At 47.1% G+C, this 14,933-nt stretch carries 10 protein-coding genes and 1 pseudogene; 2 read left to right on the forward strand and 9 right to left on the reverse strand.

Going from position 1 to position 14,933, the window contains the following annotated elements; all coding sequences use genetic code 11:
• Nucleotide 1 precedes the first annotated feature (1 nt).
• The 4 genes from G358_RS0111640 to G358_RS0111655 all read right to left on the reverse strand — a co-directional run bounded on the left by G358_RS0111640 (nucleotide 2) and on the right by G358_RS0111655 (nucleotide 4,551).
• Complete coding sequence (locus G358_RS0111640) at nucleotides 2–1,351, reverse strand: glycoside hydrolase family 172 protein (protein ID WP_019637399.1); 1,350 nt, start codon at nucleotides 1,349–1,351, stop codon at nucleotides 2–4.
• Nucleotides 1,352–1,409: 58 nt separating this feature from the next.
• A complete protein-coding gene (locus tag G358_RS0111645; RefSeq protein ID WP_051107677.1) occupies nucleotides 1,410–2,267 on the reverse strand; it encodes a carbohydrate ABC transporter permease in 858 nt (285 codons plus the stop codon).
• A gap of 2 nt (nucleotides 2,268–2,269) precedes the next feature.
• Complete coding sequence (locus G358_RS0111650) at nucleotides 2,270–3,154, reverse strand: carbohydrate ABC transporter permease (RefSeq protein WP_019637401.1); 885 nt, start codon at nucleotides 3,152–3,154, stop codon at nucleotides 2,270–2,272.
• An 80-nt stretch (nucleotides 3,155–3,234) separates the two neighbouring features.
• Nucleotides 3,235–4,551: an ABC transporter substrate-binding protein gene (locus G358_RS0111655; protein ID WP_026342209.1), complete on the reverse strand. Its 1,317-nt coding sequence runs from the start codon at nucleotides 4,549–4,551 to the stop codon at nucleotides 3,235–3,237.
• A 262-nt stretch (nucleotides 4,552–4,813) separates the two neighbouring features.
• Between G358_RS0111655 and G358_RS0111660 the strand changes: the two genes are divergently transcribed.
• Together G358_RS0111660 and G358_RS0111665 are read left to right on the forward strand one after the other, a co-directional pair.
• Nucleotides 4,814–5,674, forward strand: a complete 861-nt coding sequence (locus G358_RS0111660) for an AraC family transcriptional regulator (protein WP_019637403.1) — start codon at nucleotides 4,814–4,816, stop codon at nucleotides 5,672–5,674.
• 106 nt (nucleotides 5,675–5,780) lie between these two features.
• Nucleotides 5,781–6,053: pseudogene (locus G358_RS0111665) on the forward strand (substrate-binding domain-containing protein); the annotation flags it as partial.
• A 343-nt stretch (nucleotides 6,054–6,396) separates the two neighbouring features.
• Here the strand turns inward: G358_RS0111665 and G358_RS0111670 are convergent.
• The 5 genes from G358_RS0111670 to G358_RS0111690 all read right to left on the reverse strand — a co-directional run bounded on the left by G358_RS0111670 (nucleotide 6,397) and on the right by G358_RS0111690 (nucleotide 14,792).
• Entirely contained in the window at nucleotides 6,397–8,676 is a 2,280-nt protein-coding gene (locus G358_RS0111670) for a GH32 C-terminal domain-containing protein (protein ID WP_019637405.1), read from the reverse strand.
• A gap of 3 nt (nucleotides 8,677–8,679) precedes the next feature.
• On the reverse strand, nucleotides 8,680–11,145 hold the full coding sequence (locus tag G358_RS32300; protein WP_019637406.1) for a PfkB family carbohydrate kinase: 2,466 nt from the start codon (nucleotides 11,143–11,145) through the stop codon (nucleotides 8,680–8,682).
• A gap of 48 nt (nucleotides 11,146–11,193) precedes the next feature.
• The gene (locus G358_RS33450) at nucleotides 11,194–12,816 is read right to left on the reverse strand and encodes an ABC transporter substrate-binding protein (protein WP_019637407.1); all 1,623 of its coding nucleotides are present in this window, start codon (nucleotides 12,814–12,816) and stop codon (nucleotides 11,194–11,196) included.
• A 115-nt stretch (nucleotides 12,817–12,931) separates the two neighbouring features.
• Nucleotides 12,932–13,828 (reverse strand): carbohydrate ABC transporter permease, encoded by an 897-nt coding sequence (locus G358_RS0111685; protein ID WP_019637408.1) that lies wholly within the window; start codon nucleotides 13,826–13,828, stop codon nucleotides 12,932–12,934.
• Between the two features lie 13 nt (nucleotides 13,829–13,841).
• A complete protein-coding gene (locus G358_RS0111690) occupies nucleotides 13,842–14,792 on the reverse strand; it encodes an ABC transporter permease (RefSeq protein ID WP_019637409.1) in 951 nt (316 codons plus the stop codon).
• Nucleotides 14,793–14,933 lie beyond the last annotated feature (141 nt).

The raw sequence follows: 14,933 nt of genomic DNA on the forward strand, positions 1-14,933 counted from the left end.
TCTATTCCTCCATTGCCTTACGTACTTGTTTGGCTTGCTTTACGTTGCCTTCGGAATGCCACGGTGTACGATCCAGTTTCTTCTGCAATTCTTCGTTTCTTCCTTGCGAATATTCCTTCATGCGCTCTTCAGCCATTTCCTGCGATTGCTGCATCTCCGCGTTCAAGGACACGCCCTGCGGCTTAGCGATATTGGTAATCTGCGGCATCAGCTGAATTCTTTCCTCTACCGGAAGAATGCCAAACGGCTTGGACGGCAGTGTCTGGTACCAATAGGCAGTCGAAGACCAGTCGTCGGCCAGATGGTTGGCATGCCCATGTTCGATCGTGACTTTCAGGCTTTTCGAGAAATGGATAGGGTCGGCAATATGAAAGCGATAGGACACTTGATACCCAGGTACATCGCTTTCATGCACGATCGAACCACAGAAAGGAAACGCCGTCTTCTGCATACCCCAAGCATGATTGAAGTAGTCTTCCGCTCCGGTGCCAACGATACTTGGCAGCTCTTCGCCATCGATAAAGATCATATCGTCGCCTTCACCCCACCAGCTGCCCTGGAAGTGCGTCACTGATAGGTTGCACCCGATGTAGTGGCCCTCACCTTCCGTTTCCAAAATTACATAGTTGCCGGCCCCGTCCAAATTAGCCACGCGGTTGACCTCCGGCGTATTGACCTGCAAGTTCGCGCCCCAGCCGTCACAAGGATACTCGCGTCTCCATTGGGCATGGAAGTATGCCGTGTTTTTATCGAGAGGCTGGTGGTAAAGCTCATAATCGATATGGAAATAAAGCCCGAACGGCACATCGTTTTCATTTATAATTTCGATTTTAGCCCGCTTGTTGAACGGCATAGGCAAATAGCAATTGACAGAGGCGACTCCGCCGAATTTGAATTGCTCCTCCGGTTTGACGGATACTGTAAATGGCAGCGAAGCAAAGTTCCCCGGCATAGAATGGCCGATACAGAAAAAATCTCCTAATGGCACGAGCACGCTAGGGTGAGCCTGATCGTCCCAGGTCATTTTGATCAGCACCTTGCGGTACCAGGCCGGATCGGGCACTTCCCAAGTTACGCCCAGAGCGTTATGAATTTCATTGACCGGCGCGATGTTAGCCCCCAAGTCCGGACGCATCACACTTGGCCCCAGCACTCTGCGGCAAAAGGAAGTCATCCAGATATGCGAAATACTGCCAGGTCCTTCGATATCACCCAGCACGATGCTTTCCCCCGCCGGAATCATCCAGTAGTCCTGGTTTTTCCCCTCTTGATCCCAACTGGATACCCGGGCTGTGCGGACTTTTTTGATTTGCGTCAGTTGCCCCAAAAAATTTACGCTTTGATTGTTCATAATGAATTCTCTCCTTCATCTATAATAAATTTATGTGAAACCATAGATAAAAATAAAACTACCCTTTTACGGCTCCAGCCGTCATCCCCTCGATGATGAACCGTTGAAAAATGCCGAAGAAAATCAGCTGCGGCACTATGAGCAGCATGCCGGCTGCCAACGTACCGCCATAATCGATACTGTAGGCGCCTTTGAATTGGGAAATGCCCAGCGATATCGTATATTTGGCCGCGTCGCTGATCAACGTCACCGCAAACGGAAATTCATTCCAAATATACAGAATGTTAAAAATAAATACGGTGGAAACAACAGGCGTGATGATTGGAAAAACGATCGACCTGCACAATGTATACAATCCGCTGCCGTCAATAATAGCGGCCTCTTCCACTTCCTTAGGAAATCCTCGCAGAAACCCGGTAAATAGCAATGTATTGAAAGCGATCGCCGTCGCGATATATGGCAGTATCAGCGACCAGTAGCTATTCAGCAAATCCAGCATGATCGTAATCCGGTAAACGGGAAAAATCAGGATAAACGCTGGAACCGCCAGGCCGGAAATGAAATAGAGCTGGATTAGGTTCTGCATTTTTTTTGACTTGAACACCATGCGTGTTAGGGCAAACGAACTCATAAAGGTGATGAGGATCTCAAGGACGATCGTGGCGATGGCGACGATGACCGTATTTTTATACAGGATGAAAAAATCCAGCGTTGCGAAGGCCCGCTTGTAATTTTCCATGCTCCATGACTCGGGCCAACTGAATGGGTTGTTCAAAATTTCGCTGCTTGTGCGAAAGGAGAGAAAGCATACCCAAAGCACCGGCAGCAGAATGATCAAAGTAACCCCGTAAGCCAGAATATACCACCCTGCCGTTTTCCATCTGCGATTCGAAGGGATGTTAATCTCTCTACTCATAGTCATCCTCCCTCCCCCTCAAAGTTGGACTTGCTCAGCTTCAAATAGGCGATGGAAAACAGCATAGTCAACAGGAACGCAATTGTCGAAATCGCCATTCCGTAACCGTATTCCGCCGAGGTAAAAGTGGTGTTGTACATGTAGGTGACCAGAACCTCAGATTGATGGTTCGGTCCGCCACCCGTGAGCATAAATACGGTTTCGAAAATTTTGAACACATTGGTAATGACCAGAACGACGACGATCCGGTTCGTTTCGTTCATCATTGGCACAGTGATGTACCATAGCTGCTCTTTGGGACCAGCGCCATCGATGGAGCTTGACTCGTAAACGTCCCTGGGTATCATCTTGAGACCGGCCAGGAAAATCGTGGCGATGAATCCAAGCTGCTGCCATACGAACACCATGCCGATGGAGTAGGGAGCCAGCGCCTTTCCGCCGATCCACATCTGAGTCAGATTCCCGAGTCCAAGCTTCACCAGAAGGATATTGATCAAACCCATTTGGGGGTCCAACACGAACACCCAGATCAAACCGACGACGATCGGGGCGATGATGCTAGGCGTATAATTCAACGCCTTCAGAGCATCGCTGCCTTTAAAAGTCCGATTCAGCAGCAGGGCAAGCATGAAGGAAAACGGAATCAGCAAGACAAGCGATACGCCTAGAATAATGAACGTATTTTTCAGCGAAACCCAGAAAAACGAGTCGCCCAAAAGCAGTTTATAATTACTAAATCCAACAAACTCAGGTGTGCCAATGCCCGTAAATTTCGTCGTGCTGTAGTAAAACGAGATGATGATCGGGAATATGATATAGCCAGTAAACAGAAGCAAAGTTGGAAACAGCATGACGAATATACTTTTTCTTTTGCTTAGCCAGATCATTTCTCTTGGCTCCTCCCATCCTGTAAGGTGAAGGGAGAGGCTGCCAGCAAAGGCTTTCGGGGCAACCTCTCGTGCCTTCGTTATTGCTGTTCGACTTTTTTATCGATCAAATCAAGCGCCTGTTCAGGCGTGTAAAATCCGTTAATAACCCCGTAAATGCTGTCATACATAGCGTTTCCAATGGCGTCGGATACCACGAGATCAGGCTGAGCAAACGGCTTTTCCCATCCCGGTTCATTCATCGCTTTAATCAATTCGGCATATACCGGATGCGCCGCTGCATCTACATCGGCCTCAAAGCTGTTGATCGGGGGCAACTGATTATCGACCATGATTTGCATGCCTTCCTGGCTGTAATAGAAGGTGAAAAACTTCTGGACGGCGTCGTATTTCACCGTGTCCTCCTTAACCTTCGCACTGGCTACGAGCGGCGCGGAAGCAGAAATCATAGAAATCTTCTGATTCCCTACGCCGTCATTAAATGTAGGCCCCCAGGAGAAACCGACGTCCTTGGCAATCGGGCTCCCTTCCAGCTTGACCGTTTCCCAGGCCCCGGCGTCCAGCATTGCCGCCTTGCCGGAGGTGAACATTTCCACGGCCTGAAAATAGCTCAGCGTAGTCACGTTTTCGGGAAAGGCACCCAGTTTTTGCAATTCGGCGATTTTATCGAAGAAGAGGAGGAAGTCGGGGTTGTTAAACTTCTCTTCTCCCGCTAAAATCGCGTCAATCTTATCGAAGTAACCATAGCGGGTAAACATCCCCAGGAAGGCCCAGATACTGTAGTTATCCTTTGCACCCTTCGCAATGGTCACGATATTGTTCGCTTTAAACACTTTCGCGGCCTCGGCTAGCTCCTCGTAAGTTTCTGGGACTTTAACGTTGTGTTCTTCGAACAGTGCCTTGTTGTACCAAAGTCCGGTGACGAGCGATTGATATGGCAGGCCGAACTGCTTCCCGCCATCCTCGTAGTTTTTCAGCATCATCGGATCGATCGCGGAGAGCTCCGGCGTATTTCTAATCATCTCACTCAAATCCAGCAGCATTCCGGCCTGATTCATCTCTTTGGCGGGAGCGGGCAGCATCCAGAAAATATCGGGCATTTCTCCGGTTTGAGCCTGGATCTTCATCTTTTTGATATGATCGTTCGTATCCGCTCCGGTCAAATTGACCTTGATGTCGGGGTACTTGGCCTTAAAAGCTTCAATTGCCTTATACATCGCCGGCTCCTGATCCTTCACATTCGCAACATGCATCGCGATGTCCAAAGTTACGGTCTGCTCTTTGGGATTGCTTGAACTTCCTTCATTCGTAGTGTTTTCATTCTTAGGATTTCCACAAGCTGCTAATAGTGTAATCAACATCAACATCGCTAGCATTCCGGACAAATATTTTTTCATCTCTATTCCCCCCTGAAAAATGTTGAACTTGTCGATAACTTCATTTCCCATTGACGGTCACTCGAAAATTTCATAAACTCCTTTCCAAAGAGACTCGCAAATAAATTGTGCAAATATGAATTTACAGAGAAGGTTGACCGCCTTCTTATAATGCCATTCTATTACGAATGTAAGCGCTTGTATTTAGCAGATGTTATGTTTTATTTATCAAAAATCGCTTCAGCTCGCATTGGGAGAAATATAGAAATGGAGGCGCTATCTTATGATATTGAACAACTTATCGCCATATATTCGAGTCGCTATGGATGATAGCACTACGGATTCCTGGTTCATTCAGGAACGGGTTTTATTCGATTATGAGCTGCTATACGTGATGGAAGGAGAGTTGCTAGTCACGATTGAAGACGAGGTTTTCGAGGGAAAGAGGGGAGATATCTTTCTGTTTCGGCCGGGACAGCGCCATTCGCTGCGCAAGATCAGCCGAAAATTGCGGCAGCCCCACATTCATTTCGACTTTTTTTATCAAGAGGATAGTCCAGGGGTTAAGGTCTCTTTTCGCTCAAGAGAAAAAATAACAGAGGAAGAAGAACAATGGTTCCGAGAAGATATTATGGATCGGATGCCTGTCCCCTTATCGAGCCATCTCCGCCTTAAGAACCCGTTGCTGATTGAACAAATGCTGATCCAATTAATTAACGAATTTGATATGAAGATGCCGTTCTTCGAAATTAAAATCAAAGGATTGTTTATCCAATTATGGATTCAGATTTTGCGAGAAAACTACTGGAATCTTCATCCCCATCTCATTACTAATTTTCAAACCTTGCTGAGGGTTAAAGATTTTCTGATGCATACACCAGAACGTAAAGTCTCTTTGGAGGAAATCTCTAAAATGTCCGGGATAAGCAAACATTATTTGATCCGGCTGTTTAAAAAGGCCTTTGGTATGAGCCCTTTGCAATATCATCAATTTATCCGGATTCAGAGAGCGAAGCACTTGATTCAGTTTACAGACAATTCCATTGAAGGTATTGCCGAGAAGATGGGCTACCCGAATATCCATGCTTTTAGCCGGGCATTCAAAACAGTTGACGGGACTCCCCCTTCTTTTTACAGGAACTAGAAAACCTTGGGATAACCGCAGTTGTTTCTAGTTAGGGGGCTGCCTAATAGTAGGATTAAAATTAATTTAAAGACAGCCCCTTTTCCATACTTTTTCACCACAAGCGTTATTTTGCTTAAACGACATTTCCGCCATCGGAGCCTTAAAGGCATGCAAGGATTTGAACTTGTCTGTTCCGGATAAGCTCGCCATTTTGGGCATTGACGATATGCCGACCGTCTCCGAACTGCTGAGCCTATCGACCATCCGACATCCTATCAACGAACTGGCCGAGGCCGCTTCCAAGTTGATGATCGAATCCATTGAAACCGACGGCAAGCGCCTCGATCCTGTTGAAGAAGTTTTCCCGACAGAGCTGATGGTTCGGCGCACCAGCTAATTTCCGGGTATTTTTCTGGAAGATATTCAAAAAAATCGAGCAAGGATTTATTTATCCTCTGCTCGATTTTTCTGTTCTATCTCCAGTTTCAAATCCCGGATTCTGGATTTGATAGACCGCCTCCGCAACCGACATTCCCATGCCAGCCTTAGAAATGAGCACTTCCCCAGTGTCAACTTTAGATTCGGCTGTAGCCGAGAACTGAGAAGCAACAAGCTGAAGAAATAGGGCCCATAAAATTACTATTGAAATCCGAGGCGGATAAGCGTTTCCAATTCGTAAAGCAAAGATACTTGAGCGTTGTTATATTATCCAAATGGCAAAGAGCGCCGAAGCGCTCATCCTACCAAATCGATTGCATATCCCAAACATCCAAGAATTTAACAACCACGTCCCCATCTCCCCAAATCTCAAGACCCAACGCATCCTCGCGGCTGGGATATACACGGGTTGTGAGACTCTTCAATCCATTTGCATAAGCTTCAACCATGGAGCGATCCAGATAAATGTGAAGCTTCAGATTCTCTCCTAGCAGCTCCAGTTTTCCTCCCTGAATCCCTCTGCACTTTTCTCCCGGATGCAGCGTTGTTTTCGTTCGATCAACCGCAAACAACGATTGCTTCGAATCATAGTACAGCAGTGTTTCTTCTTCTCCTTCCGGCGTACGCCGGACCTTGATTCCGAATTGCTGGGCGCTGCCAGGCTCTATTTCCAATTGAATCTCAAGCATGTCGCCATGAACATCCTTGAGCAGTATATTAGTCTCAGCCAATGTCTTGTCTCGAAGGGATATCCGCTTGGTATCCCGCAGCGACTGAAGCTCTTGAATCGGCTCGATCCCCAACCGTCCGTCATCCCGTAAATACACGCTTAATGGTAAGCCGCCGTTATGCGCCCAGCCCGATTTATATTCCAGTTCAGATGTTCGATCGCCTTGAGCTATCGTAAAGATGATCTTTCTGCCGGTCTTCGGATCAACCATGCCGCTCGGGCCGGTAAAATGGAAATCACCAACGTCTATCAATTGAGGCTCCTCTTGATCGGGAATGAATGAGAGACTCTGCTTGTCAATTTGTCCGATCCAGTAGAATACCTCGACATCCGCACCTTCTCCCACTGGGCTGACCAGCAATAGATGCTTGTTCACCCCCTGCTTGTCATTGCCCAAGGGAAGAAGCACGGGGAGCTCCCAGATGGGCCCAAGATAAGGAAACTTCTGAATATCCGCTTTAAAAAATGGTCCTTTGTACGCCCAGTTCATCATATCCTGCGACGAAAATGCCAGCGCTGCTCCACCTTCGCCTTCCATCCCCGAACCAACCAAGGCAAACCAACCGTCATCGTCTTTCCACACGAACGGGTCCCGGAAATCCCCGAATGCGCCCATGCCCCTCTTCTGCACGATCAAAGGCTCTGGATGCTTTACCCAGTGAACCAGATCTGTGTCTCCATCCGTAGTATAGGTGCTTCGAGCAAGCGCGACGCTCTGATTCGGAGAAGCACTATCATTGCCCGCCGTAAAAAATAAAACAGGAAGGCCGTCTGCATCATATGTCGCGCTTCCCGACCATATCCCATCGGGTGCCAGCTGATCCTTCTCAGGCGCCAGGGCCACGGGAAGATCACGCCAATGTACCAGATCCTTACTGACCCAATGCCCCCAATGAATGTGATGAAAAAACGGCCCGAGCGGATTGTGCTGATAAAACAAATGATATTGCCCGTCAAAATAGATCGGCGCATGGGGTTCGTTCATCCAGTGGGCCGGCGGGCTGACATGATATTGCGGTCTGTGCCGATCCGAAAGCAGAGGCGTCCGATCCAGCTTGATCTCATCATACTTTAATTGCGGCTGGACTCCTTCATGAGCGGAATCCAGCACATACCGATAAGAAGCAGCTACCTCTTCCGCGCTCAGAGCACGATTATAGATCATAAGTTCATCTAGGATACCGCTAAACATATGGAGGCTGAATACCTCTGCCAGCAGGCTGCTATGGTTATTTTTGCCGATAAGCAAATCCGTATCCGCCGCCTCGGCCAAGCGGGATCCCCGAGGCAAGGTCGAGGAAGCGATCTCCTTGCCGTTCAGGTAAAGCTTCATTTCTCCTTGATTTCCATCGAACACAGCATTTACGTAAGACCATTCATTCTTGGGCAGTTCATGGCCATCAGGCGACCACAGCTCCTTCCAGTCCCCTCCTTCCAGCCCAACTTGAAAGGACCAGGAGCCGTGACGAAACATGCCAAGCAAATATCCCTGCTTGCGGTCCAGGTCGTAACGATTTACAATGGCGGCTAATTTACGCTCATGACCCCATTCGTAAGAGCGCGGCGCTACCCATACTCCTATACTTAGCGCATATAAATATTCGGAGTTGTCGGCCGCGTCGCCCTCTTCAAATGAATGGGTAATGTAAGTCGAGTAACCGTCGAACAAGAGGCCGCTTCCCAATACTCCCTGTCTCCACTGCGGATCGCAGGGTTCGGTAAACTCCGCCTGATTAAATACGTACTGAATATCATCCTGGACTTTGGATATGCCCTCCAAAGCGCTCGCCCCCGCTCCTTCATCAAAGGCCCAATGCATCATCAGGCCCGGATCGTCATGTCTCTGGTTCATGCCTCATCCCTCCATAACATCTGGTCTGTCATCGTGGGAAATATGAGCAGATTTAAGAGCATGGATATGAAGCGAGTTTACAACGGCCCGTCCTGATTTTGTGCTTATTCCAACCTGATGAATCGGAGCATCCGGGAAAATTTGATCCGTCAGGGCAACCAGCCCGTTATTTGCATACACTTCAACCGCATTGCGATCCAGCCAGATATGCAGCTTTATTTTTCCATTCTCCGGAGTCACTTTGGCACCGTGCTTGCATGCAAACGACGGGTGAAAATCAGTCAGACCCGATTTCGAGCGGTCGATAAATAGCCATTGATCCACAGGGTCATATCCGATAATAATCTCACTCTGTTCAGGGGATTTCATGATGATATGAACCGCGTCCCCAGACTGGATATCGATATCCGCTTCAATCTCCAGCAGATCATCGTTTGTTGTCTGCATAAAAGGAACCTGTGGCGTAACCGTCACATTATTCCAGCTCATCGATTCTTTTCGCAGCTGCTCAATTTCTCGAACAGGCATTTGGATCAAGACAATGTCCCCGTCTCGGTTGGTCAATGATAATGCACGTGGCAGCGTCATTGCACCTCTCCAGATTTCGGTAGGTGTCTCGTTGGCATATTTCCAATTACTCATCCATCCGATGATCACGCGCCGTCCGTCTTGCTCAGGTATATCTGACCAAGATACCCCCGCATAATTATCCCTGCCATAATCGAGCCACTTGATATGATCTGGCGAGTTGTCGTTAACGAACGTATATCCGTCGAACTCTCCGATAAAATACTGCGTACGTGAGCCTTCTGGGCAGGAGGGATTATCCCCTATGCTTATAATAAGTACCCATTTCGAAATCCCACTGTCATCTACAGGCAGCTCAAAGAGATCCGGGCACTCCCAAACCCCGTCATGGGAGCCTTCCCCCTTTCCGAATTCGCTCGAGAACGACCATTCACGCAAATTTTTCGATCTATAGAATCGAACTCGATCTCCCGCGACAATGACCATAACCCAGCTTTCACTTTGCGAGTGCCAAAATACCTTTGGATCCCGGAAGTCAACTAGATCATGCTCGACGAGAGCCGGATTCCCCTCGTATTTATGCCAGGTTCGGCCTTTATCGCTGCTGTATGCCAAGCTTTGCCGCTGACGCGGTTGTTCGGTCTCAGGGCATGTGTCCGCATGGGTGAAGAGCGCCACCAATCCATGAGAACCTTCGAACAGTCCACTGCTGTTGTTCCAGTCAACAACACAGCAACCGGAGAAGATGGCTCCATGTTCATCTGGGAACAGAGCAATAGGCTCATGACGCCAATGAACCAAGTCTTGGCTTATCGCATGGCCCCAGTGCATTGGCCCCCATTTGTTGCTATAAGGATGGTGCTGATAAAATAGATGATATTCCCCTTCGTAATAGACCAACCCGTTTGGATCATTTAACCATTGGGCTGGGGGCGTGAAATGAAATCCAGGTCTGAATCTATCATGATTGCGCTGGTGAATTGAATGGATCATATGATTTATCTCATTTGTAGTCGGCATTGACTGAATAGCTCCCTTCCGTGTCGTTACTAACGCACCGCCGGCATTAGCAAAAGTCAGCATATGGATCATCTGCTGTTTGGTCAGCTGATTTAAAGAGGTTTCAGCCATTAATATTTTATATAGCAAGCAGCCTAGAAAAGCGTCACCCGCTCCCGTCGTATCGATGCTCTCTACCTGGAAACCCGGGACATAACCGTCGTGATCAGCCAGTCGGTAATAGCAACCTTTCTCTGCTAAAGTTACTACGATCAAGTCAATTTCATATTGTTGTTGCAGCTCTAGCGAGCCCTTTTCCAAATCTGTTGTCCCGGTTATGAAATAAAGCTCTTCTTCCGATATTTTCAGGATATCGGCATGACTCATGCCCCAAAGGATGTTCTGTCTCGCTTCCTCTTTGCTCTCCCATAATGAAAACCGGATGTTGGGATCGAACGATAGCAGGATTCCCACCTCTCTAGCCTTAAGGACTGCCTCTCTAGTTGCTGTTCGGGCTGGCTCGTGGGTCATCGATAAAGTTCCAAAATGCAGTGCCCGACAATTTTCAATCATATCGAACGGGATATCGGTTGAACGTAAGAACGTATCCGCTCCCGGTTTCCGGTAGAAGCTGAACGATCGATCTCCTTTATCATTCAGATGGACAAAAGCCAGCGTTGTATTCGCTTCTTCTGTATGCGAAAGCGCAGACACGTCAACTCCGCAGCTAATCAAAGTATCGCGTAGCAATGAACCGAAATGATCTTCCCCAACCTTACTGATCAATGCCGATTGCCCCCCTAAACGCGCTAACGCAACTGCTACGTTAGCCGGGGCTCCTCCAGGGTTGCATTCCAACTGCTGGTTGTCGTTGCCTCCCGTTGTCCGATCTGCTGGAGTAAAGTCTATCAGCACTTCCCCGATGGCTATTACATCAAGCACGGTTTCTCCCCACCTATCTCTATTTGTTGCTAAATATTTTAATGATTACTATTGCTGTAAAGTCTCGTTATACCGATCTAGACCTGTTTGATAAATTTCCATCAACTCGTTTAGGCCCATCTTTTCAAGTGTCTTCACATAGCTGTCCCACTTCTCGTCCACGCCGCCCTCAACAATAAACTTGCCTCTTTGGGTATTTGCATATTTAATCAGTTCCGACTCAATCTTATTGATTTTGTCCAGTTCCTCCGGCTCGAAAAAGATGCTAGGATAGTTTTCCTTCTCCATATATGGATTATAGTATTGCTCTAAGTCTTCCGCACGCTGCTGAGCTCTAGGCTCCATATCAACAACCTTACCGAAGTCTTCGATGGTGATCACGCCAGGACCGCCTGAACCTGGAGCCACTTTCTGACGAAACTCGCCTGCGGAAGTTCCCTCAGGAAGCGGAAGGTTCACCAACTTCCCATTTTCGTCTTTCTTGAAAACGACATCCAGCGGACCCCAGTGAATTTGAGCCGCCATGTAAGGTTCATACTGCTGATCAATCCAACGCATGGTGATCTCCGGATAGCGGTTCTCTTTCGTAATCATGAAGGCACCTCGTCCCGGACCGCCGCCATTGCTTCGGCCGATCGATTGATCTCCATTTGGACCTTTTAATGGGGACAGCAGAACATAATCCTGACTGCGCTCCGGTCCGACAACCTCTTCGATTTCCCACCAGATGTAGGAGCCGAGCGTTTCGTCTGTTGATTTGCCTTTTGCTAAATACTGAGCCGCATCCTGAGTGAAGGATTCAGGATCAATCAAGCCCTGCTTATACCACTTTTCATGAAAATATTTCAAGGCTTCCTTATATTCGGGCTGCGTAGCGGTAAAAATCACCTTCCCGTCTCGAACGATCCGATGCTCCAGGTTATCCGGAAGACCGAAAGCTCCGAATATACCAGCAATGTCCATACACCATTGCATGTGCATAAAGCTGAGCGGGATTTCATCCGGCTTACCGTTCCCGTTCGGATCCTGCGTTTTAAAGGCGACCAAAGCTTCCGTGTATTCATCTAGCGTTTCCGGAACTTTCAAACCAAGTTTATCGAGCCACTGTTTATTGATGACGTGGAAGAAGGGGTTGGTTCCCAGGTTATTCTCTTCCCAAGTCGGCAGCCCATAGATATGTCCATCCGGCGCTGTGATCGATGATTTGATATCCGGCCGGCGTTCAAAAAGCGCTTTCAAATTAGGCGCATATTGCTCAATTAAATCCTCCAGCGGAATAATAGTTCCATCTTTTCCGTAATTGATTAGCTCGTAATCCGTAAATCCTGCTCCGTAAAAGGCATCCGGCAAATTTCCGCTAGCCAAAAGCAGATTTTTCTTCTCTGTATAATCGGTGTCCGGAATGTTCTCCCAGTCGATCTTCACATTTGTTTGTTCCTCCAGCCGTTTAAAAATCTCCATTTGAGCGTATTCTGGAGCTAACGCTGCTTTTGGAGAAACCATTTTTAACGTCACCGCTTCGTTTACAATTGGAAGACCCTCTTTATTAAAGCTTGCAGTCACGTCCAGATTTCCCGCCTGATTCTTGGAGCCACCGCCACCCGAACATCCACTTAGGGCAAATACTCCGGCCAACATTAGAAGTCCAGCACCTTTAATTATTGATCTCATTCATTAACCTCCCTATAAATCCTTCCATGTGAAAAAAGGGTTTTGCTTCTCTTTAGTAAACAACCTAAAATGCGTTCTGCCCTCCACATCCCCCCCTTCAAGCTCCATCTCTTTATCAGCCCTTGATTGATCCGATCATTACACCTTTAACGAAGTATTTCTGCAAGAATGGATACAATAGGAGCAGCGGCAAGCTGGATACGATAATGACACCATATTTGATTAGCTCGGTAACTCGCATTTTCGCCGCATAGGATTCCACATCGACCATCATGCCGGAGTTGACCTGATTCTGGACAAGGATGTTACGAAGGATCAATTGCAGCGGATACTTATTTTCATCGTTCAAATAAATCAAAGCATCGAAAAAACCGTTCCAGAAGCCAACGACATGATACAGCACCATCACTGCAAGGATGGACTTCGACAAAGGTAATACAATGCTCCAAAAAAACTTAGTGTTAGAACAACCGTCGATTGAAGCAGCCTCCCACATTTCATCTGGAATAGACGATTGAAAAAAGGTTCTTACAATAATGACGTTGAATACACCGCCAGCCCCAGGAATAACCAAGGCCCAGATCGTGTTCAGCATATGAAGATCCTTGATTAACAAATACGTAGGAATCAATCCACCGCTAAAAAACATGGTAATCATTAAGAACCACATCATGAACGTTTTCCCCACCAGATTTTTACGCGCCAACGGATAGGCCGCAAAAACGGTCACAGCTACGCCGATCAAAGTTCCTGCACCTGCATATAAAATGGAATTGGCGTATCCAATCCAAATGGATGAATCGTTAAAAATTCTTGCATATCCATCCAGCGTAAAGCCCTTCGGGAACAACCATACTTCCCCGGAATAAATCAGATTAGGATCAGAGAATGAGGCGATCAGTACAAAATATAGCGGGAATAAAACAAGCAGCATGATTACGGTCAATACGGTATGGTTGATGACATCAAACCATGCGTCTCCCCTACTTCTTCTTTTTAATAATTCGTTCAAAGTGAGATCCCCCTTACCACAAGCTGGTTTCCGTCATTTTTTTGGCGATCCGGTTGACGGTAACAATTAAGACAATGTTAATCATGGAATTGAACAAGCCAACCGCCGTTGAAAAGCTGTATTGAGCCTTCTGAATCCCCATCTCATAAACATAGGTTGGAATAATATTGGAGGTAGCGTAGTTCAAATCGCTTTGCATCAGAAATGCCTTTTCAAAACCAATACTCATAATGTTGCCGAGTGCTAGAATCAGCAGGATCACAATCGTCGGTAAAATACTTGGAATATCCACGTTCCATATCCGCTTCCATTTGCTTGCCCCATCCATCGTCGCGGCTTCATGCAATTCCGGATTTACCCCCGCTAGAGCAGCTAGGTAGATAATTGTGGAGAAGCCCGTCTCTTGCCAAATCCCTGACAATATATACAAGGGACGGAACCAACCTTCATTGGCCATAAACAGAATAGGCTCCCCGCCTAACCAGGTAATGATGTGGTTCACTATTCCGCTGTTGGGCGATAAAAAAACATGGAGCATGCCAACCAGCACAACGGTAGAAATAAAGTGCGGCGCATAAATAACGGTCTGGATAAATTTCTTATATCGCTTGCCAAGCATCTGATTCAGCATAATTGCAATGATGATTGGCGCAGGAAAGCTAAACACCAGCGATAGAAAGCTAAGTGTCAGCGTATTATTCATGATCGTCCAAAAATTATAGGAATTGAAAAAATCAATAAAGTGCTGAAAGCCCACCCATTCGCTTCCCCATATTCCCCGGCTAGGGGAAAAATCCTTAAAGGCGATTTGCACTCCGTACATCGGATAGTATTTGAATACAAGGTAAACCATAATGATTGGCAGCAAAAACAGATACAGTTCATAATCGCGTTTTATTCGGCTCCATGTTTTACGACTGGGTTTGATCATGGATTGCTCCAACCCGCTAGTTCTTGATTTCATCCTGATACTTCCTTTCTCGTATGAACTTTTGCAATATTGAAACGTTTCCAATTTTTCTTGAGAAAAACGTCAATCTGCAATACCACACGTTGAGGCAGTCGTAGCAGTTGGTGTTTTTCTAATAAGGAGAAGTCTATTATT

It is taken from the genome of Paenibacillus fonticola DSM 21315 (genome assembly GCF_000381905.1).
Classification (GTDB): Bacteria; Bacillota; Bacilli; order Paenibacillales; family Paenibacillaceae; genus Fontibacillus; species Fontibacillus fonticola.